At 59.1% G+C, this 19,054-nt stretch carries 21 protein-coding genes; 9 read left to right on the top strand and 12 right to left on the bottom strand.

The window, feature by feature from the left end; genetic code table 11:
• The first annotated feature begins 45 nt into the window (after nt 1-45).
• On the top strand, nt 46-273 hold the full coding sequence (locus P5706_RS09765; protein WP_056861132.1) for a YheU family protein: 228 nt from the start codon (nt 46-48) through the stop codon (nt 271-273).
• A gap of 7 nt (nt 274-280) precedes the next feature.
• On the opposite strand, the gene csrA is transcribed toward P5706_RS09765, so the two are convergent.
• Nucleotides 281-478 carry a carbon storage regulator CsrA gene (gene csrA / locus P5706_RS09760; protein ID WP_200431284.1) on the bottom strand — a complete coding sequence of 66 codons (198 nt, stop codon included), beginning with the start codon at nt 476-478 and terminating at the stop codon, nt 281-283.
• 307 nt (nt 479-785) lie between these two features.
• The gene (locus P5706_RS09755; protein ID WP_200431283.1) at nt 786-1,601 is read right to left on the bottom strand and encodes an SDR family oxidoreductase; all 816 of its coding nucleotides are present in this window, start codon (nt 1,599-1,601) and stop codon (nt 786-788) included.
• Between the two features lie 328 nt (nt 1,602-1,929).
• Between P5706_RS09755 and P5706_RS09750 the strand changes: the two genes are divergently transcribed.
• On the top strand, nt 1,930-2,082 hold the full coding sequence (locus tag P5706_RS09750) for a DUF3309 family protein (protein ID WP_015885095.1): 153 nt from the start codon (nt 1,930-1,932) through the stop codon (nt 2,080-2,082).
• A 55-nt stretch (nt 2,083-2,137) separates the two neighbouring features.
• Here P5706_RS09750 and P5706_RS09745 read toward each other — a convergent pair whose 3' ends face one another.
• The 5 genes from P5706_RS09745 to P5706_RS09725 all read right to left on the bottom strand — a co-directional run bounded on the left by P5706_RS09745 (nt 2,138) and on the right by P5706_RS09725 (nt 7,911).
• Complete coding sequence (locus P5706_RS09745) at nt 2,138-4,225, bottom strand: LTA synthase family protein (RefSeq protein ID WP_285679094.1); 2,088 nt, start codon at nt 4,223-4,225, stop codon at nt 2,138-2,140.
• A 412-nt stretch (nt 4,226-4,637) separates the two neighbouring features.
• Nucleotides 4,638-4,829 (bottom strand): PLDc N-terminal domain-containing protein, encoded by a 192-nt coding sequence (locus P5706_RS09740; RefSeq protein WP_003172956.1) that lies wholly within the window; start codon nt 4,827-4,829, stop codon nt 4,638-4,640.
• Between the two features lie 67 nt (nt 4,830-4,896).
• On the bottom strand, nt 4,897-5,427 hold the full coding sequence (locus P5706_RS09735; protein ID WP_200431281.1) for a hypothetical protein: 531 nt from the start codon (nt 5,425-5,427) through the stop codon (nt 4,897-4,899).
• A 41-nt stretch (nt 5,428-5,468) separates the two neighbouring features.
• Complete coding sequence (locus tag P5706_RS09730; RefSeq protein ID WP_236373881.1) at nt 5,469-5,984, bottom strand: ankyrin repeat domain-containing protein; 516 nt, start codon at nt 5,982-5,984, stop codon at nt 5,469-5,471.
• 100 nt (nt 5,985-6,084) lie between these two features.
• Nucleotides 6,085-7,911, bottom strand: a complete 1,827-nt coding sequence (locus P5706_RS09725) for a long-chain-acyl-CoA synthetase (RefSeq protein ID WP_285679093.1) — start codon at nt 7,909-7,911, stop codon at nt 6,085-6,087.
• A gap of 393 nt (nt 7,912-8,304) precedes the next feature.
• On the opposite strand from P5706_RS09725, the gene P5706_RS09720 reads away from it, so the two are divergent.
• Complete coding sequence (locus tag P5706_RS09720) at nt 8,305-8,583, top strand: DUF3509 domain-containing protein (protein WP_016970113.1); 279 nt, start codon at nt 8,305-8,307, stop codon at nt 8,581-8,583.
• Nucleotides 8,584-8,645: 62 nt separating this feature from the next.
• Here the strand turns inward: P5706_RS09720 and P5706_RS09715 are convergent, their stop codons facing one another.
• From P5706_RS09715 to aroC, 4 genes are all read right to left on the bottom strand, one after another.
• Nucleotides 8,646-8,915, bottom strand: a complete 270-nt coding sequence (locus tag P5706_RS09715; RefSeq protein ID WP_285679092.1) for a response regulator transcription factor — start codon at nt 8,913-8,915, stop codon at nt 8,646-8,648.
• 208 nt (nt 8,916-9,123) lie between these two features.
• Nucleotides 9,124-9,654 (bottom strand): 1,2-dihydroxy-3-keto-5-methylthiopentene dioxygenase, encoded by a 531-nt coding sequence (locus P5706_RS09710; RefSeq protein WP_285679091.1) that lies wholly within the window; start codon nt 9,652-9,654, stop codon nt 9,124-9,126.
• On the bottom strand, nt 9,651-10,814 hold the full coding sequence (locus P5706_RS09705; protein WP_285682694.1) for an MFS transporter: 1,164 nt from the start codon (nt 10,812-10,814) through the stop codon (nt 9,651-9,653). Before P5706_RS09705 ends, P5706_RS09710 begins: the two co-directional genes overlap by 4 nt.
• Before the next feature lie 148 nt (nt 10,815-10,962).
• Complete coding sequence (gene aroC / locus P5706_RS09700; protein ID WP_200431277.1) at nt 10,963-12,054, bottom strand: chorismate synthase; 1,092 nt, start codon at nt 12,052-12,054, stop codon at nt 10,963-10,965.
• A gap of 143 nt (nt 12,055-12,197) precedes the next feature.
• On the opposite strand from aroC, the gene P5706_RS09695 reads away from it, so the two are divergent.
• The 3 genes from P5706_RS09695 (at nt 12,198) to P5706_RS09685 (ending at nt 15,407) form a co-directional block, all read left to right on the top strand.
• Nucleotides 12,198-13,160 (top strand): alpha/beta hydrolase, encoded by a 963-nt coding sequence (locus tag P5706_RS09695; protein WP_285679090.1) that lies wholly within the window; start codon nt 12,198-12,200, stop codon nt 13,158-13,160.
• A 99-nt stretch (nt 13,161-13,259) separates the two neighbouring features.
• On the top strand, nt 13,260-14,066 hold the full coding sequence (locus tag P5706_RS09690) for a hypothetical protein (RefSeq protein ID WP_285679089.1): 807 nt from the start codon (nt 13,260-13,262) through the stop codon (nt 14,064-14,066).
• Nucleotides 14,067-14,282: 216 nt separating this feature from the next.
• Nucleotides 14,283-15,407 (top strand): IS481 family transposase, encoded by a 1,125-nt coding sequence (locus P5706_RS09685; RefSeq protein ID WP_285679088.1) that lies wholly within the window; start codon nt 14,283-14,285, stop codon nt 15,405-15,407.
• 781 nt (nt 15,408-16,188) lie between these two features.
• On the opposite strand, the gene prmB is transcribed toward P5706_RS09685, so the two are convergent.
• Nucleotides 16,189-17,097, bottom strand: coding sequence for a 50S ribosomal protein L3 N(5)-glutamine methyltransferase (gene prmB / locus P5706_RS09680; protein ID WP_058420625.1), 909 nt, complete (start codon nt 17,095-17,097; stop codon nt 16,189-16,191).
• Between the two features lie 239 nt (nt 17,098-17,336).
• On the opposite strand from prmB, the gene P5706_RS09675 reads away from it, so the two are divergent.
• The 3 genes from P5706_RS09675 to P5706_RS09665 all read left to right on the top strand — a co-directional run bounded on the left by P5706_RS09675 (nt 17,337) and on the right by P5706_RS09665 (nt 19,016).
• Entirely contained in the window at nt 17,337-17,927 is a 591-nt protein-coding gene (locus P5706_RS09675) for a cysteine hydrolase family protein (RefSeq protein ID WP_285679087.1), read from the top strand.
• Nucleotides 17,928-18,063: 136 nt separating this feature from the next.
• Entirely contained in the window at nt 18,064-18,384 is a 321-nt protein-coding gene (locus P5706_RS09670; RefSeq protein WP_056861118.1) for a hypothetical protein, read from the top strand.
• 74 nt (nt 18,385-18,458) lie between these two features.
• Nucleotides 18,459-19,016 (top strand): Smr/MutS family protein, encoded by a 558-nt coding sequence (locus P5706_RS09665; RefSeq protein WP_017137833.1) that lies wholly within the window; start codon nt 18,459-18,461, stop codon nt 19,014-19,016.
• The last annotated feature ends 38 nt before the right edge of the window (nt 19,017-19,054 follow it).

Here is a 19,054-nt window from a genome sequence, read left to right as displayed (position 1 = left end):
GCCCCGGCGCAGTAGCATCGCCGGGTTCCTACCTCCGAGGCTTGTATGCTGATTCCCTACGACGCACTTGAAGTCGACACCCTGACCCGCCTCATCGAAGACTTCGTGACCCGCGACGGCACCGACAACGGCGACGACACGCCCCTGGAAACCCGTGTACTGCGCGTGCGCCACGCCTTGACCAAGGGCCAGGCCCTCATTGTGTTCGACCCGGAAAGCGAGCAATGCCAGTTGATGCTCAAGCACGACGTGCCCAAGCATCTGTTTGACTGAGCAGGGTTCAGCGGTTGGGTACGGCGTGGGTTTCTGTAGCCTGGCGTTCGAGGATCTTCTGGTACACCTCGGCCCGATGGACATTCACACCCACCGGGGCGGCGATGCCGAATTTCACTTGGGAACCGTTCAGTTCGAGGATGTGCAGGGCGATGTCATCGCCGATGGAGATGATTTCGCCTACAGCGCGGCTTAAGACCAGCATGGCGGTTGTCCTTTTGGAGTGACAGGACCTTGACCATGCGTGATTGGATTTGGCGCGGCAATGGCTTGCGGTTAAATCAGGCAAGGCCTACGCAGACCGGTAATTTTGCTGACAGACAAGCCCCCATATTTGGTCGCTTCTGATCGTTCCCACGCTCCGCGTGAGAACGATCAAACAACCTGTGGCGAGGGAGCTTGCTCCCGCTGGGCTGCGAAGCGGCCCCCGCCTTTTGCTTCAAAGGAGTGGGACTGCTGCGCAGTCCAACGGGAGCAAGCTCCCTCGCCACAGTGACAGCACCAGCCCCGCCTCAGCCTTTAGTGGCCTGGGCCTTGGCGCGCATTTTGTCGGCCATCAGCGTCATCTCGTCATACAGCAACTGCGGGTTTTTCTGCTTCAACGCCCACGCCATCCGCCCCTGCTCGTGGGGCAAAATCATGAACTCCCCTTGCGCCACCCGCTGATAGATGTAGTCGGCAATATCCGCCGCCGAAATCGGTGAACTCTCCAGCAACTTGCCGACCTGCGCCTTCATCGCAGGCGTTGGCCCACGGAACGAATCCAGCAGGTTGGTCTGGAAAAACGACGGGCACACCACATGCACACCGACTTCCTGCTGCTTGAGTTCCACCAGCAAACTCTCCGACAACGCCACCACTCCGGCCTTGGCCACGTTGTAGTTGCTCATCGCCGGCCCCTGCATCAGCGCAGCCATGGACGCGATATTGATAATCCGGCCCTTGCTCTTTTCCAGCAGCGGCAGGAACGCCTTGCAGCCCTTGACCACACCCATCAAGTTGATCGCAATCTGCCAGTCCCAATCTTCCAGGGACAATTCCGCAAAGAAGCCACCCGAAGCCACGCCAGCGTTATTGACGATCACATCAATGCCGCCCAACTTCACTTCGCAAGCCTGAGCAAAGGCGGTGAGCTGGCTGTAGTCACGCACGTCGCAACGCTGGATAAAACCATCGCCACCGGCCTCGCGCACCCGCTTGAGGGTTTCTTGCAAGCCGGGTTCGCTGACGTCCGACAAGGCCAACTGCCAACCCTCGCGCGCCCAGCGCAGCGCGATTTCGCGACCCAGGCCAGACCCGGCACCAGTGATCATCATGCGATTTTGCATAGGTAGTAGCCTTGTAGTTCACGGAAGAAGTGATCGGCAGTGTAGCGAAGGTTTTTCCTACACCCACGCACCATCCAGTTGATGAATGCCTCAGGCAAACCGGCGGCCAGGTGGCAGAGCGGCTTATAGCGTAAGTTCAATCTTTTTCAACTAAGTGCCCATAATTGCGAACGCTTTAAAAGAAATAAGCGAGTGTGCGAAATGCTTTAAGAAACTACGGAATTTTCTGTGCAACAGCGCAGTCGGAGTTATTAAGGCGTCCGTAAATAAACCCACGGGCCTGTCGTTAAATAACTGGTCTTTTCAGAAGGCCCACAAGGAAAAAAACATGAGCCTGATTCTGATCATTATCCTGATCCTGCTGCTGGTCGGCGGCCTGCCGGTATTCCCGCACTCACGTAACTGGGGCTATGGCCCGTCGGGTATCCTCGGTGTGGTGCTGGTGGTGCTGCTGGTGCTGTTGCTGCTCGGCCGGATATAAAATCCGGACAAAAAAAGAGGCCTTCTAGAAGGCCTCTTTTTTTATGCCCGGTTGATTAGTCCGGCTTGCCGTCGATCACACCCGCAGTGTTGTCCAACAGGCTCTTGGTAGCCGTCTGCAAGAACGACTCAAGTTTCTGTTTCAGCGCGGCTTCGTCCGGCGATTCAGGAATGACCTTACCGGTCGGGTTAGCGCCCAGCTCGTACTCCCACAGTTTTGGTGGCATCTCTTTAGGCAGCACCAGGATGCGGTCCGCAGTGACCAGGGCGACGGTCTGGTCGCTGCCCGACGGCTTGATCACGCCAAAGCCCTTGTCGCCTTCCGGCAGGTTCAACAGGTCGCGGCCCCAGCACTGGTGCAAGGTGTCGCCACCGAGGCGGCCCATGATGGTAGGCACGATGTCGATCTGGGTACCCACGGTGTGATCACGCTCGCCGAACTTCTCCTGCATGCCCGGTGCAATCATCAGCATCGGCACGTTGAAGCGGCCCAGGTCCATCTCAGTGATCTGTTGCTCGTTACCAAAACCGTGGTCACCCACGATCACGAACAGGGTTTCCTTGAAGTATGGCTCTTTACGTGCCTTTTCAAAGAACTGGCCCAAGGCCCAGTCGGAGTAACGCATGGCCGTCAAATGCTCGTTGAGGCTGCCACGGTCGGTGACTTTTTCGACCGGCAATGGCGTCGGCAGCGCATACGGCGTGTGGTTGGACAGGGTTTGCAGCAGGGCGTAGAACGGCTTGCCGCCTTCGCGGGCCTTCAACTCTTCCAGGCCACGGTTGAACATGTCCTGGTCGGACACGCCCCACGTCGGGTCGGAGAACACCGGGTTAACGAAGTCGTTGCGACCGATGAAGTTGGTCATGCCCTGGTTGCTGAAGAAGCCCGACTGGTTGTCCCAGGCGAAATCGCCGTTGTAGACATACACGTCGTCAAACTTGCGCGCGCTGAGCAACTGCGGCAAGCCCGACAGCTTGTGGCTGCCTTCCGGGGTCTGCATCAGGTATTCGAAGCCCGGCAGGTTCGGGAAGCACGCCATGGTGGCGAACATGCCCTGGTGGGTGTGGGTGCCGTTGGAGAAGAAACGGTCGAACAGCAAGCCTTCCTTGGACAGTTTGTCGAAGTACGGCGTGATGTTGCCTGGGCGGCCCAGTGCGCCTACCGAGTGACCGGCGAAGCTCTCCATCAGGATCACTACGACGTTCTTGATCGGCAGGGTTCTCTCGGCCGGTGGCGTGTAGTCGCGGCGCACGGCGGCGGTGTCGGTATCGACCAGTTTCTCTTGCGGCAATACCAGCATGTCACGCACGGTCTGGGTGGCCAGCGGCTGGTCCAGCGTGGCTTTCCAGATGTTCGAGCGCTCTTCGGAGAAGCGCGACTTGGCCGCAGCGATCAACGACAGGGTGCCGTTCAAGCCAAGCTGGTTGGCGAAGTTCGATTCGGTGGTGTAGACATCACCCCAGCGCAGCGGTGGGCCTTGGCGCAAGGTGCCACGGATGGCGACCACGGCGATCAGCAGGCACACCACAAACACCGCAATGCGGCTGTACCACGGAGCCACCTGGCGAGTGCCGACGGTGCCGCCGCTGAACGGGCCACGTGGGCGCGTCGCACGGTCGGCGCCCTTGAAGGCGATGCTCAGGATCAGCGTGCCCACGGCCCAGGCCAGCAGGTAGCGCACCACCGGGAAACCGTACCAGAGCATGCTCATTACGGTTTTCGGGTCTTCCTTCACATACTGGAACACCAGGCCGTTGAGGCGTTGGTGGAATTCGCGGTAGAAGTCCATTTCCATCAGGCCCAGGAACAGGGCAATGCTGGACACGATGGTCAGCCAAAAACGGAAGAACCCACGCGCCGCCATCGCCCGTACGCTGAACAACGCCAGCAGCAGCGGGACCAACGCGTACATCACGAAGCGGATGTCGAAGCGCGTGCCGTTGACGAAGGCTTCGAGGAAGGTCGAGGCCGGCGTGTCGAGGATCATCTCGCGGTTGTAGACCAGCAGCGCCAGGCGCAGCAGGGAGAACATCACCATCATGACCAGCGCGCAAAGCAGCGTGTATGCCAGATGGGATTTGACGGTCGGTTGCAGCAAGCGATTAGAAGCTCGCTGCTGACTCAGGGCGTCCGGGTTTGCCATGTCGTTCTAGGACCCATTGGAAGTTTAAGTTTCGAAATAATGCAGTGGCGTCCGTCCCTCGCCCAGGCTGGCTGGGGTAGGCGGTTAACGCGGTGGCGCAAATGGTGCCCGATCAACGGCAGCAACGCTATTAATTACTGAACGTGCACCTTGGCCCTGGCTTTAATAGCGCTTGAGTTAGAGCCTTGGCAGAGCTGTAAAACCGCCGAATTGTCTTGGAAAAGATGTGAAAATTGTGTGCAGCGAATAGTTTCGACACACAAAATCCTGAACAGGCTGGAAACCAATGTGGGAGCGGGCTTGCCCGCGATTGCAGTGTGTCAGTCAAAACATCTGATACTGATACACCGCTATCGCGGGCAAGCCCGCTCCCACATTGACTGTGCCCACTCTAGATGGAGTGGGCGAACGATCAGATCCGCACGTTACCGCGCGGCCCGGCAATCGCCCAGATGATCAGGCCCAATACCGGCAGCAACAGGATCAGCAGGATCCACAGCACTTTGGCGCCGGTGCTGGCGCCACTTTTGAACACGTTGATGATCGCCCAGATATCCAGCGCCAGAATGATCAGGCCGATAAGACCGTTGAAAGTGGAACCCATGGTGTCGCTCCTAAGTGAGGGCATGCACTTGTAGGATAGTCAGCCCTGGCAGGGGTTCCGTTTTATTTCAGACATGAACGGCGACTTTCAAGGCTTCCAGCGACGGCTCGGCCTTGATCCCCACTTCGGCGCACAGTTGCAGCACGCGCGGCAGGTCGTTGCCATACACCAATACGGCCTGGATCTCGTCATCGAGCAATTGGCTGAAGTTAAGCAACACATAGCCGCCATCTTCGGGGCTTAACGCGCTCATCTGGATCTGGATGCGGTTCAGCGCGGTGAGGTCTTCGGTCTTGGCCAGTTGCTTGGGCTTGAGGTTAAACGCCACGCCCGGGCCGAACGAGGCGACGATCTGCGCGAACAGATCGCCGTAGGTGTCGGCCTGGAACAGTACCGTGTCCGGCAGGCTGCCAACGACCACCCACTCACCCAATGGGATCGGGAAGGTGTCGTCGTAGTTGATGTCCGGGTTCGCTGCCAAAAACGCCGCCGGGTCCGCGTAGGCTTGGGCGGCTTCTGTGGCGATGCGCGCCACCTCGTCCTCACCCATGACGCCGGCGCTGATTTTGCTGATAAGTTCGACGAGGGCGGTTTGCATGGGAAGGTCCTGTGGCGGGCTGGTTTTTGAGGGCGCGTAGCCTACACCAGTTTCTGCAACTGCGCCGCCGTATCCGCCGCGCCCATGGTATGCGCCGCCGCCAACGCAGTCGCGCCCTGGGCATCGGTGGCCTTGGGATTGGCGCCTTGAGCGAGCAAGTAGTCGACCATTTCAACGCGGTTGAACATCGCGGCCAGCATCAGCGCTGTGCGCCCGTCCGGGGAAGTTGCATCCACTGGCGCGCCGCCTTCGATCAACGCCTTCACCACCGGCAGGTTGCCTTTAAACGCGGCACCGGCGATTGGCAGCTGGTTCTTGTCGTTGGCAATCAGTGGGTCGGCCTTGAATTCCAGCAGCACTTTTACCGCTTCCGCATGGCCATGGTAGGCCGCGAGCATCAACAAGGTGTCGCCGTTGTGATTACGGAAGTTAGCCGGTAAGCCTTTGGCCAGCAGCGCAGCCAGCATCGCCGCATCGCCTTTGCGGGCCACGTCGAAAACCTGTTCGGCGAATTCGGCGGCTTCATCGTCGGTCATTTGTTTGGGCTGGTCTGACATGCAGGGCGCTCCTTGTCTGGGAATGTGTATAAGGCGCCCAGTGTCGCGAGGGAGTTCCCTGCTGTCATGGCTTTTTTGTCAAAAGCACTCATAGCCAGAATCAATAACGGAACTGCCCGCCCTGGATCTGCGCCAGCAATTGCCCTGTGACCGGTACATAACTGTCGGAGCCCGGCAGCCACGCGTACACCGGGTCGTTACCGGCCTTGTCCGGGTCGAAGGCTTCCTCCTTGAGCTTGACCTTCTGGTATTTGAAGGTGCCGGTGGTTTCCATCTTGACCTTGATGCGCAAAAACAACGGCACCGCATAGTGCGGCAATTGGCCGTGGGCAAACTGCAACAGCTCACGCATGTCCAGCGCCGCCAAGGATTCACTTGGGGTGATGGCAACCATGCCGGCGCGGCCATTGGTGTTTTCGATCTCGACGCCATAGGCAACTACTTCGGCGATCTGCGGGTGCTGCAGCAACACATTTTCCACTTCGGTGGTGGAGACGTTTTCGCCCTTCCAGCGGTAGGTGTCGCCCAGGCGATCGACAAATTGCGCATGGCCAAAACCAATGCTGCGCAACAAGTCGCCGGTATTGAAGTAGCGGTCACCCTTCTCGAACACGTCGGTGAGCACCACTTTGCGGTTCTTTTCCGGGTCGGTGTAGCCGTCGAAGGGTGACTTTTCATCGATCCTGGCCAGCAGCAAGCCCTGCCCGCCGGTTTGCACCTTGCGCAGGAAACCATCGCTGCCACGCAGCGGCTCGCCGGTTTCGTGGGAGTACTCCACCAGCGCCCAATGCTGCAGGCAAAAGCCGATGGTGTTGTCGAAATTCAGCACATTGGTAAAACCGATGTTGCCGTCGCTGGCGGCATACAGCTCGCAGATGTGCTCGACGCCATAACGCTGCTTGAACTGCGCCCAGACACCGGGGCGCAAGCCATTGCCGACCATCTTGGTGACTTTATTGTCGCGATCCTGCGCACTGGGCGGCTGGTCCAGCAGGTAGCGGCACAGCTCACCGACATACCCCAAAGTGGTTGCGTTGAATTTGCGCGCATCATCCCAGAACTGGCTGGCGCTGAATTTACGCCGGATGGCGAACCCAGATGCGCCGACAATCGCCGAGCCCCAGCACACACACAGGCCGGTGGCGTGGTACAGCGGCAAGGTGCAATACAGGACGTCTTGCGGCCCCATGTCGAGGGCGATGCTGCCGAAACTCACCGCCGTCTTGGTCCAGCGCCCGTGTTTCATGATGCCGGCCTTGGGCAAACCGGTAGTGCCGGAGGTGTAGATATAAAAACACGGGTCGTTGAAGAAGATCTGCCCGCTGCTGGCAGGGTTGTCCAGCAGGCTGTCGGCGCTGGCGGCCATCAGGTCGGTGTAGCCCTGCGGCACCAGGTTTGAAGACTGATCAGCCACAAACCAGCTGCGTTCGGCCGCGATCGACACTTGATCGCGCACGGCCGCATAGGCGGATTCCAATTCCGCGCCTACTACGATCGCCACCGGGTTCACCAGGTTCAGGCTGTGCACCAGCGCAGCCTGGGTTTGCGCGGTGTTGAGCATGGCGCAGATACCGCCCAGCTTGGCCACGGCCAATACGCTTAGGAGCAGTTCCGGGCGGTTTTCAATAAACAGCGCGACCACATCACCCTTGCCGATGCCCTGCGCCTGAAGATAATGAGCCATGCGATTGGCGCGTTGGTTGGCTTCGCGATAGCTGAGCACGCTGTCGCCATACAACAACGCCGCGCCGTCGGGGTTGCGCAACGCAGCCTGTTCAAAGTGCCAACCGAGGCCGCAAGGCTGCGCGGGGTCGGTGACATTCGCGGCGCGCATGCCGCGCACCACGCGTGGCAAAGCTCGAACAATCGTAGGCACCTTACGTAAGAGCTTGCCCCACGTAATCATGTCGTCTTGCTGATGGCTCATGGCGGAACGTCCTTTTTCTTATTCTTCGTATGATCCAGGGATAGCGGCAGCCCTGTGAGCAGATGCCGAATGCGTTGCAGGAAAATACGCCTGCCATTCTTTGGCTGTACATGCGGGATTTGAAAAGTTTTGTATCCCGAGCCAGCCACCACAGAAAGGGAATTTTGCTCCGTCGAGGCAGTCATTATCTTTAAGGCCGGCCCGAAACGGTCGCCGCAGATAACGCAAAATGCAGGATGCACGATGGCCATTCATGCAAATTGCACGAAACTGAAAATTTGGAAAATTTTTAACTGGTTGATTTATAACGATTTTTTAAGATATCCAATACTGGCACAATCACTGCACCTATCTCTCCATGCTTGCCAACTTGAGCCAACGGAGCTGATAGACATGAGCCTGATCCAAGATAAATTCGCTTCTGTATTCTCCCAATACGACGTCACCACTCAGCCACGTCCAGACGGCGGTATCCTGCTGACCCTGCGCAATAGCGAAGGCAAACAGGTCAAGCGCTCGATCTCGTATCAACAGCTGCACACCGCTGACCAACTGACTTGGGTGATCAGCGCCATCCGCCGCGACCTGGCCGAACAAGCCAGTGAACTGCCGCAGATTTCGATGCTGCAAAGCCAGAACCGCTTTGCCCTGCCGACCTACCACTCGGCATAAGCAACCGATAAGCAAAAAGGGCCGCGACGCTTACAGGCGTCGCGGCCCTTTTTTGTGTGGCTTCAGCACAAGCCTTGTCGGCTGGCCGCATTCATCGCCTGTACGCGGTTGGTGACTTCCAGCTTGCCGTAGATATTGCGCAGATGAAATTTGACGGTGGCTTCAGAGGTCGCCCGAATCTGGCTGATTTCCCAGACGGTCTTGCCTTCCGAGGCCCAGCGCAAAATTTCCAGTTCTGTGGGGGTGAGGGGCTTGCCGCCCAGGCTCAGACGTCTTCTAACGGTCATTGGCGCGTCCACCGGCGTGTGACACGACTGCTCTGGGCCACTCATTGTTATCTCTCCTTATGTAGTGGATGCCCTATCACCTTTCGTATTCCTGCTATTGACAGGTGATATAAACATCGAGTGCGCAGAGAGTTACATAACGAATGGATTGAAAGCATAGGGCGCAGCAGAAACAGCTACGCCCTACAGATAATTAGGCTTATTCCCACAACAACTTCCAACTTGCCTGGGTGGAACATTTAACTATCTGTGCTTAGTCGTCCAAACCGGGAAAACCATCGGCAATAGTGTCGCCAGTGAGTTGAGGCTCACAGCCTTTAGCGGTGTTGAACATACGCAAGGTGACACAGTGCGGGTTCTCGCCGATGTCGAACCAATGCGGCATGCCGGCTGGAATCACCAGCAAGTCATTTTTCTCACAACGCACGGCGTATACATAGTCGCCCAGGTGCAGGTTGAACTGGCCTTGGCCTGCGATGAAGAAATGCACTGCGTCTTCGCTGTAGCGACGCTCATCGAGCAACCGTGCACGCAATTGTGCGTTCTGCGCCGGATCGCCCGCCGCCCTGAGCACCTCCACCGCAGCGTAGCCGAGGGCATCGAGCTGCGGCTGGTACGCGGCGAGCATGTCTGCATCACTGGCGCCCTTCTCAATCGGCGCCGGCTGCCAGCGCGCAAAGCGCACAGCGTGCTCGGCCAGGGTCGAGACGATGTCGTCAAAATGGGTCAGGACCTTGTTCGGGGTATCCGGCGTGGCGATAGCGTAAACAGCGACATAACTCATTGTTCGGTTCCTGTATTCGGCTCTTGCAATCGAAGGCCAATGATAATGGCGGCGGCCAGAGCGGCGACGCTGGCGATGCTGAAGGTCAGGGTCGGGCCCAACAGGTTCCAGCTGTAGCCTGCGTAAAGGGCACCCAACGCGCCGCCGGTGCCGGCCAGTGCCGCGTACAGCGCCTGCCCCTGACCTTGTTGTTTGGCGCCGAAGCTGCGTTGCACAAAGGCGATGGCGGCCGCATGAAAGCTGGCGAACGTAGCGGCGTGCAGCACCTGCGCCAGCAACAGCACCCAGAAGATTTCGGCAAATGAACCCAACAGCAGCCAGCGAATAGCCGCCAACACAAAACTGGCCAGCAGCACCCGGCGCACCGAAAAGCGCGTGAGGATGCGGCTCATGGCCAGGAACATCAGCACTTCCGCGACCACGCCCAGTGCCCACAGCATGCCGATCACGCCACGGCTATAACCCAAATGTTCAAGGTGCAGGGTCAGGAAGGTGTAATACGGGCCATGACTCATTTGCATCAAGGCCACGCAGGCATAAAACGCCAGTACGCCTGGGCTGCGCAATTGCTTGAGGAAACCGTCGCCGGCGAGGCGGTTGCCCTGGACGGCGGGCTGCGCGTTCGGCACCCACAGGCTGGCGCCAATAATGCCGGCCATGATCACCACGACCACCACCGGGTAAATGTCCAGGCTCAGCCCGTCGAACAGGCGCCCCATGATCACCACGGTGAGGATAAAACCGATGGAGCCCCACAGGCGGATCTGGCTGTAGCGCGCCGTTTGCTTTTGCAAGTGCGCCAGGGTGATCACTTCAAACTGCGGCAGCACCGCGTGCCAGAAGAACGCATGCAACGCCATGACCAGGGCCAGCCAGGCGTAGGTTTTGCTGAAGAAGATCAGCGAAAAACTCGCCAGGGTACACACCGCACCGAAACGCACGATAGCCAGGCGCCGGCCGGTGTAGTCGCCGAGCCAGCCCCACAGGTTGGGCGCCACGCAGCGCATCAGCATGGGGATGGCCACCAGTTCGCCGATGCGCGCGCTGGAGAACCCCAGGTGGTCGAAGTACAGCGCCAGGAACGGCGCCGTCGCCCCGAGCAGGGCGAAGTAGAAGAGGTAGAAGCTGGAGAGGCGCCAGTATGGGAGCGCTCCCGTCAGCATAAGTGCCTTGTGGCGAGTGAGCTTGCTCGCGCCGGGCTGCGAAACGGCCCCAATAGAAGCGCCGCATTTTTCCAGCTGATACCGGGTTGCAGGCTTTGGGGCTGCTGCGCAGCCCAGCGGGAGCAAGCTCCCTCGCCACAAGCCGTCACAGCTGGCCCAACACCGGCGTACTCACCTGCACATCGGCGTTTTGCCCACGGTTGCGCAGCAGGTGGTCCATCAACACGATGGCCATCATCGCCTCGGCAATCGGCGTGGCGCGGATGCCCACGCATGGGTCGTGGCGGCCCTTGGTGATCACGTCCACCGGGTTGCCGTGCACATCGATCGAACGGCCCGGCGTGGTGATGCTCGACGTGGCCTTAAGGGCCAGGTGCGCAACAATCGGCTGGCCGGAGGAAATACCGCCGAGGATGCCACCCGCGTTGTTGCTGAGAAAACCTTGCGGGGTCATTTCATCGCGATGCTCGGTACCACGCTGGGCGACACAGGCAAAACCGGCGCCGATTTCAACGCCCTTGACCGCATTGATGCTCATCAGCGCGTGGGCCAGTTCGGCGTCGAGGCGGTCGAAGATCGGCTCGCCCAGGCCCGGTTTGACGCCTTCGGCGACCACGGTGATCTTGGCACCCACCGAATCCTGATCGCGGCGCAACTGGTCCATATAGGCTTCCAGTTCCGGCACCTTGTCCGGGTCGGGGCTGAAGAAGGCGTTGTCGTCGACGCTGTCCCAGGTCTTGAACGGGATCTCAATCGGCCCCAACTGGCTCATGTAGCCACGGATCACGATGCCCTGGGTGGCCAGGTATTTCTTGGCAATGGCGCCAGCGGCCACGCGCATGGCGGTTTCGCGCGCCGAGCTGCGGCCACCGCCACGGTAGTCGCGCTCGCCGTATTTGTGGTGGTAGGTGTAGTCGGCGTGGGCCGGGCGGAACAGATCCTTGATCGCCGAGTAGTCCTTGGACTTCTGGTCGGTGTTGCGGATCAACAGGCCGATGGCGCAGCCGGTGGTGCGGCCTTCGAACACGCCGGAGAGGATCTCGACTTCGTCGGGCTCCTGGCGCTGGGTGGTGTGGCGGCTGGTGCCGGGCTTGCGGCGGTCGAGGTCACGCTGCAGGTCTTCCACAGACAACTCGAGGCCTGGCGGGCAGCCGTCGACAATGGCGACCAACGCCGGGCCATGGCTTTCGCCCGCGGTGGTGACAGTGAACAGCTTGCCGAAGGTATTGCCGGACATGCAGAGCGCTCCGTGAAATCAGTTGAATCAACTCAACCGTAATAACTTAAGGCGGCCAGTATACGCAGGCTAACCGACTAGTTCATCCTCGAAACCTTACCGGTAGACGTTGGTCCAACCGGCACCTTCCTGATGATGGCGTGATGATGCTGCGAGTTTTGCTTTTGACCCTTACCTTGTTTTCCAGCGTTGGCTTCGCCGCCTCCCCCGTCGTGTTGCAACGGCCGATCAGCCTGGACACCGGCAGCGGCGAGTTGTTTGGTTCGCTTCTACTGCCAAAATCCGACAAACCTGTGCCCGTGGTGCTGATCATCGCCGGCTCCGGCCCCACCGACCGCAACGGCAACAGCGCCGATGGCGCGCGCAACGACAGCCTCAAACGCCTGGCGTGGGTGCTGGCGCGCAATAACATCGCCAGCGTGCGCTACGACAAACGCGGCGTAGCCGCGAGCCTGGCCGCCACTCCCGACGAACGCAACCTCAGCCTGGATGCCTATGTGGCCGATGCAGTGGCCTGGGGCAAGCTGCTCAAGGTTGACAGCCGCATGGGCCAATTGATTGTGCTGGGCCATAGCGAAGGCGCGCTGGTCGCCGCCCTCGCCGCACCGCAGCTCGACCCGGCCGGGGTTATTTCGCTGTCCGGCAGCGCGCGGCCGGTGGACCAGGTGATCCGCCAGCAACTGGCAGACCACCTGCCGCCGGCCCTGTTGTTGCGCAGTAATGAAATTCTCGATCACCTCAAGGCCGGCCAGGTGGATGCCGACGTACCGCGCCCGCTGGAAGGCATTTTCCGCCCCAGCGTGCAGCCGTACCTGATCAGCCTGTTTCGTGCCGACCCGTCGGCCGCCTTCGCCAAACTGACGATGCCGGCGTTGATCATCCAGGGCACCAACGATATCCAGGTGGGCGTGGCGGATGCCCAACAATTACAGGCGGCCAAACCGGACGCACAGCTGGCCGTGATTCAAGGCATGAACCACGTGATGCGCATCGTGCCCAAGGATGTGAAGGAACAGCTGGAGTCGTACAACGACCCGAAACTGCCCCTCGCCGCCGAACTAGGCCAACGTATCGTGCGCTTTATCGACGGACTTCAACCCCGTTAAGCGACTATTTGCCTCCAGTCCTGAATAAAACGGCCGATAAGCCCAGAGTCGACAGTAAAAAGACTGTCGACTTGCAGGGCTTGGACAGGATCGCGCCGCATGACTAACACCGAAGCAACACCCGACTCTACCGCCGACACCCCGGCTGAAAAACCCGAGGCCGTCGAGGCGGCGGCGCTGCCGTGGGCGGACGTGCAGGCCGAACATTTCAAAATGCTGCGCCTGGCGCCCCTGGCCACCGATCGCGCCACCGGCGCACGGCCACTGCGGTTTGTGCAGTTTGGCTATACCGAGCGCCATGACAAAAAACACAGCCTGTTGCGCATGGTGATCCAGTTGCCAGGCCAACGCGTGCGCCGCGAGCAGAACCACCTGGATATCTGGGTAGACCACGAGACGCACCGTGTGCACTTCGGCCCGGGCAACAGCCTGGAGATCGAACCGGCCAACCGTGGCCTGGGACGCTTTCTGGTTGCACAGGGTGCCGCGTGGGCGAAAAAGAAGTGGTCACATTACCGCGTCGACGGCGTGGACCTCGCCAACAAGGACGCACTCAACGAAGCCACACGCCTGCGGCGCGATCATTTCCTGCGCATCCAGGGTTTTGATGTGGCCTACGCCGATGTGCAGCACCTCAAAGGCAACGTGCAACCCGGCAAAGTCAGCGAAGTGCTGGACAGCTGGAACACCGAGAAGGTGCAGTACGTAGAAATCCTTGAGGCGGCGCAAATGCTGCAACAGGCCGAGCAAAACCTGGCCGAGCAGGAAGTGAAGCTGCGCAAGGAAGAAGAAAAGGTCACCAAGTTCAAGCGCGAAGACAGCGGGCTGCGCTTTACCATTACCTGCCTGGTGGCGTTTACGGTGTTTCAGGCGGGGTTGTTGATCTGGATTGCCACACACCGCTGAAAGGTTGGAATGCATTCAAAATGTGGGAGCTGGCTTGCCTGCGATAGCGGTCTTTTGGTGGTGTACATATCCGTTGCTGCGGTAACGGCTGAGTAGGGTTCCGCTCTTACAGCGGGTCACTTTTGTAAAGACATGTACGGACCGGACACATGGTTGACGGGTGTGCGGGGACATGGTGGACACTTCTCGGCAAGCTAACTGCGCCGGGAGGCCATCATGCCCTGGAACTCGAGAGACGCCATGAGCCTAAAAGAAGAGTTTGTTTCCTTAGCAAAGAAACCCGGCAGTAATAAGCGAGAGCTGTGCCGACGATTCGGCATAAGTCCGCAGACAGCCTACAAGTGGCTAAAACGCTACGAGGCCGGCGGTTCTGCAGGCCTGCAAGAGAAGTCACGTAAGCCCGTCAGCAGCCCCAAGCTGACCCAGGCCGAGCTGGAGGCTGAGGTTATTGCACTTCGCCAAGATCATCCGGCATGGGGCGGACGCACAATTAGCAGCATGCTGGACAAGCGAATTGCCCCCAGTACTGTCACGAATGTCTTGCACCGGCATAGCTTGATTAAACCCTCAGATAAAGAACCAGGGGCCCTGCTGAGATTTGAACATCCTGAGCCCAACGATCTTTGGCAGATGGATTTCAAAGGCCACTTTGCAATGCAGCAAGGCCGATGCCACCCCCTGACCATCCTGGACGATCATTCGCGGTTCAATCTGGCCATCCAAGCGTGTGATAACGAGCGAGGTACCACCGTAAAAGAGAAGATGAGCAAGGTATTTGAAATTTACGGTTTACCAGCACGTATCAACGTCGACAATGGTGCGCCTTGGGGCTCACCGCGTAATCCTGGCGAGATCACCGAGTTGAGCATTTGGCTGGTGCGTTTGGGAATTCGGATAAGTTTCAGTCGTCCCTACCATCCGCAAACAAATGGGAAAATCGAGCGTTTCCATCGATCACTCAAGGCAGAAGTCCTTAACGGGCGTCACTTTTCTACACTGGCAGATGCCCAGCTAGCTTTCGATCAATGGCGTGAAATATACAACCTGCAACGTCCCCATCAGGCGCTGGAATACAAGGTGCCAATGGACCGTTATCGCAGCAGTTCTTGGGATTATCCGCAGCAACTACCGGAGTTTGAATACGGACCAGATGACGTATTAGCCAAGGTTTATCACAGCCGTTTTCGCTTTCAGAAAAGCTATTTCAGCATCGCAAAAGGCCTGGCAGGGCAACACATAGCAATCCGCCCTAACCCTGAAAGCGATGGTCTGTTCGATGTCTATTTCTGCCATCATTTTTTGCGAACTATCGAAGTTAGTAAGCCTGATTATGGTCAATAATGTGTCCACCATGTCCCCGCACATGTGTCCACCATGTGTCCGGTCCGTACATAAAGACACAAAAGTAACCAAAAAGTCTTCGCCCCAACACTCGGTGCCTCGCTATGGCTCGGCATGCCCGCAATCCGCCAGTGATTTGGGGGGTCGTGTTTAACGGGGCGATTTCAGATCAAGATCAAAAGACCGCTGACTTCGTCATCGAAAAGGATGTAAGGGCCAAAGCAACAGCAGAGCCATACTCGGTCAAAGGTGGGAGCTGGCTTGCCTGCGATGGCATCAACTCGGTGTGCCTGATGTACCGAGGTGTCTGCATCGCAGGCAAGCCAGCTCCCACAGAAAAGCAGTTCTTCAGTGTGTTCAGATAGGCTTTTGCCTTGCACTTGATCTGGCTTTTGCTTCAACCACTCAGGTCGGCTTTCAGGCCGCCGTGCTGTAGATCTTGATCTTGATCTGAGACGCCCCGTTAACCACGCTGGCCGAACGCAGGCTTGAATCCGTGGGTAACCCGGCAGGACGCCGGGTTAGCCGCGCTGGGCCAAGGATGGCCCATCGCGGCGGCCCACGGATTCGAGCCGGAGTGAGGGCACACCGAGCCCAAGCGAGGTGCCGAGTGGTGGGGCACAGACCTTTTGGTTACTTTTGGGGCGTTTGCCAAAAGTGACCCGCTGTAAGAGCGGAACCAATAGAAACCGTTACCGCAGAAATGGATATGTACACCGACAAACCGCTATCGCAGGCAAGCCCGCTCCCACACTGACCGCGTTCCTATCGTGTGTTCGGGTTAAACCCGCGCCGCGAACACCGCCTGATGTGCCCGGCACTGCTCAGCCGTCAACATGAACACACCGTGCCCACCGCGCTGAAAGTCCAGCCAGGCAAAGTCGACTTCCGGGTACAGCGCCTCGACGTGTACCTGGCTGTTGCCGACCTCAACAATCAACAAGCCCTTCTCGGTCAGATGGTCGGCGGCCTCGGCCAGCATACGCCGCACCAGGTTCAAACCATCGTCGCCGCAGGCCAGGCCCAGTTCCGGCTCGTGCTGGTATTCATCCGGCATGTCGGCGAAATCTTCGGCATCTACGTACGGCGGATTAGAGACGATCAAGTCGAAACGCTGGCCCGGCAGACCGTCGAAGCCGTCACCCTGCACGGTGTAGACGCGCTCATCAACACCATGACGCTCAATGTTCTGGTTAGCCACTTCCAAGGCTTCGAAGGACAAGTCGCCCAGCACCACTTCGGCGTCCTGGAACTCGTAGGCACAGGCGATGCCGATGCAACCGGAGCCGGTGCACAGGTCGAGGATGCGCGCCGGCGGCTGGGCCAGCCACGGCTCGAAGCGGTTTTCGATCAGCTCGCCAATCGGTGAACGCGGGATCAACACGCGCTCGTCAACGATAAACGACATGCCGCAGAACCAGGCTTCCTTCAACAGGTAGGCGGTCGGTACGCGCTCATGAATGCGTTTGTGCAGCAAGCGCTGCACATGGGCGACTTCCTCTTCTTCGAGGTTGCAGTCCAGGTAGCTGTCGGCAATTTCCCAAGGCAGGTGCAAGGCGCCGAGCACCAATTGCCGGGCTTCGTCCCAGGCGTTGTCGGTGCCATGCCCGAAAAACAGGTCTTCCCCATGGAAACGGCTGACAGCCCAACGGATGTGGTCGCGCAACGTGCGCAGGCGAGAGGTAATCACGGGGGCAAGCTCCTGGAAAAAACGACTGGCGATTCTAACAGCCTTCGCCTGTACCGACGATGTACGAAAACCCTTCACCATCCGTCGGAATTCATCCAAATTGCCATCATTGCGCCAAACAAGCCCACCTCTTGACATGGCTGCACGTCAACAACGGCGTACCTTACGATGGTAGCGATTCACAGAACTGCTCAGCCAGTGGACAATGTGACAAAAGCCCCCCTCACAGGAGCCCCAGAATGTCCGTTCCAAAGACGATGTTTCAACTCAGCGGTCGCGGTTACGCAGCAGCCAACCTGAACCATGCGACCCTCGTGATCATCGACGCCCAGAAGGAATACCTCAGCGGCCCACTCGCCCTGTCCGGCATGGACAAGGCGGTCGACAACATCAAGCAGTTGGTCGCGGCAGCACGTAACGCCGGGCGACCGATCGTGCATGTGCGTCACCTTGGCACCGTCGGTGGCCTGTTCGACCCACAAGGCGAGCGCGGCGAATTCATTGCTGGCCTGGAACCCCAAGGCGATGAAACCATCATCGGCAAACTGCTGCCCAGTGCGTTCCATGGCACGGGCCTGGAGAAACACCTGCAAGACCTCGGCTCCCTGGACTTGATCGTCTGCGGTTTCATGAGCCATTCCAGCGTCAGCACCACCGTGCGCGCCGCCAAGAACCTGGGCTTTCGCTGCACCCTGGTGGAAGACGCCTGCGCCACCCGTGACCTGCCTTACAAAGGTGGCATCCTGAGCGCCGAGCACGTACAGCAAACTGAAATGGCCATCATGGCCGACAACTTCGCCACCCTCGCGTTGACCAAAGATCTGATCTGATCGTCCTCGAGATGAGCGGCGTATTTATTGCCCCGCTCATCCGCAAAGCCCTCTCATTTGGCGCATTTACCGCTGCTGCCGGAACAACCTGTGTATCTTCCGGTCGAAGGGCCGATACCCTGGAGGAAAGGTCGGAATGAAGATATCCGATGGTTTTGACGCTCGTCGCTTGCGCCCCAAAGGCCCGAGCAATTGGCGTCTGCGCCTGGTAGCCGGCTTTGCCGCGTTGCTGGCCATTGTAGGTTTGCTGTTGGCCGGCGCTGGTGGCGCCGGCCTGTTTGGTCATTCACCGGCCCTTGGCGAGTTGAATGCCAGCCCCGGCGGTTCGGCTATCCTGTTGGTAATCGGGCTGCTGGTGCTGTGGTTGGGTGTGTGGTTATGGCGTCGTAGCCGTCGGAAAATGCGTCAGCCGCTGTCACTGAACATCGCCTCACACCTGATGAAAAAGCACGACTGATGGCGCTTGGATAGCGTTTCCTGCGCCCTGGCCGCCGCGATTTAGGTAAACTGCCCGCCTTCGCGGAGGCTGACATGCAAGACGACGATTTTTCCCTGTTCAAAAACGAGCTGCGCGGCGTCAAGCCGATCAAGCATGATCGTGCCGACACCGGCAAACCCAAGGCCGACCGGGCGCAGATCGCCAAGCTGCGCCAGGCCGCGACCGTGCGCACCGACGCCACCACCGTGGATGGCCTGTCGGACCAGTTCGTGATCGATGTAGGCCCCGAAGACGAACTGATGTGGGCCCGCGACGGCGTGCAGGAAAGCCAGATGCGCAAGCTCAAGATCGGCCAGATCCCGTTCGAAGGCAGCCTCGACCTGCACGGCATGAACGTGGAAAAAGCCCGCGAAACCCTCTGGGCCTTCCTCGCCGAAGCGACCAAGTTCGAAATCCGCTGCGTGCGCGTCACCCACGGCAAGGCCGTGCGCCTTGACGGCAAGCGCCCCATGATCAAGAGCCACGTCAACACCTGGCTGCGCCAGCATGCCCAGGTACTCGGCTTTACCTCTTGCCAGGCCCGCCACGGCGGCGCCGGTGCGGTGTATGTGATGCTCAAGCGCACCATGATGGAAGGGCGCGACGAGTAAGCAAAAAAAAGCCCAGCAAACAAGCTGGGCTATCGGGC

Source organism: Pseudomonas sp. ChxA, assembly GCF_030263855.1.
GTDB classification, from domain to species: Bacteria; Pseudomonadota; Gammaproteobacteria; order Pseudomonadales; family Pseudomonadaceae; genus Aquipseudomonas; species Aquipseudomonas fluorescens_CB.
The sequence above is the reverse complement of the archived record's forward strand: the minus strand, read 5'-3'. Positions and strand labels throughout refer to the sequence as shown.

Bases quoted from the DNA above. Each gene is read 5' to 3' on its own strand.
- P5706_RS09710 (WP_285679091.1), bottom strand. From the start codon at position 9,654: ATGAGTTATGTCGCTGTTTACGCTATCGCCACGCCGGATACCCCGAAC.
- P5706_RS09670 (WP_056861118.1), top strand. From the start codon at position 18,064: ATGAAGATATCCGATGGTTTTGACGCTCGTCGCTTGCGCCCCAAAGGC.
- P5706_RS09665 (WP_017137833.1), top strand. From the start codon at position 18,459: ATGCAAGACGACGATTTTTCCCTGTTCAAAAACGAGCTGCGCGGCGTC.
- P5706_RS09690 (WP_285679089.1), top strand. From the start codon at position 13,260: ATGACTAACACCGAAGCAACACCCGACTCTACCGCCGACACCCCGGCT.
- csrA (WP_200431284.1), bottom strand. From the start codon at position 478: ATGCTGGTCTTAAGCCGCGCTGTAGGCGAAATCATCTCCATCGGCGAT.
- P5706_RS09685 (WP_285679088.1), top strand. From the start codon at position 14,283: ATGCCCTGGAACTCGAGAGACGCCATGAGCCTAAAAGAAGAGTTTGTT.
- P5706_RS09720 (WP_016970113.1), top strand. From the start codon at position 8,305: ATGAGCCTGATCCAAGATAAATTCGCTTCTGTATTCTCCCAATACGAC.
- P5706_RS09750 (WP_015885095.1), top strand. From the start codon at position 1,930: ATGAGCCTGATTCTGATCATTATCCTGATCCTGCTGCTGGTCGGCGGC.
- P5706_RS09755 (WP_200431283.1), bottom strand. From the start codon at position 1,601: ATGCAAAATCGCATGATGATCACTGGTGCCGGGTCTGGCCTGGGTCGC.
- P5706_RS09695 (WP_285679090.1), top strand. From the start codon at position 12,198: ATGATGCTGCGAGTTTTGCTTTTGACCCTTACCTTGTTTTCCAGCGTT.
- P5706_RS09765 (WP_056861132.1), top strand. From the start codon at position 46: ATGCTGATTCCCTACGACGCACTTGAAGTCGACACCCTGACCCGCCTC.
- P5706_RS09740 (WP_003172956.1), bottom strand. From the start codon at position 4,829: ATGGGTTCCACTTTCAACGGTCTTATCGGCCTGATCATTCTGGCGCTG.
- P5706_RS09745 (WP_285679094.1), bottom strand. From the start codon at position 4,225: ATGGCAAACCCGGACGCCCTGAGTCAGCAGCGAGCTTCTAATCGCTTG.
- P5706_RS09730 (WP_236373881.1), bottom strand. From the start codon at position 5,984: ATGTCAGACCAGCCCAAACAAATGACCGACGATGAAGCCGCCGAATTC.
- P5706_RS09725 (WP_285679093.1), bottom strand. From the start codon at position 7,911: ATGAGCCATCAGCAAGACGACATGATTACGTGGGGCAAGCTCTTACGT.
- aroC (WP_200431277.1), bottom strand. From the start codon at position 12,054: ATGTCCGGCAATACCTTCGGCAAGCTGTTCACTGTCACCACCGCGGGC.
- P5706_RS09675 (WP_285679087.1), top strand. From the start codon at position 17,337: ATGTCCGTTCCAAAGACGATGTTTCAACTCAGCGGTCGCGGTTACGCA.
- P5706_RS09715 (WP_285679092.1), bottom strand. From the start codon at position 8,915: ATGAGTGGCCCAGAGCAGTCGTGTCACACGCCGGTGGACGCGCCAATG.
- P5706_RS09735 (WP_200431281.1), bottom strand. From the start codon at position 5,427: ATGCAAACCGCCCTCGTCGAACTTATCAGCAAAATCAGCGCCGGCGTC.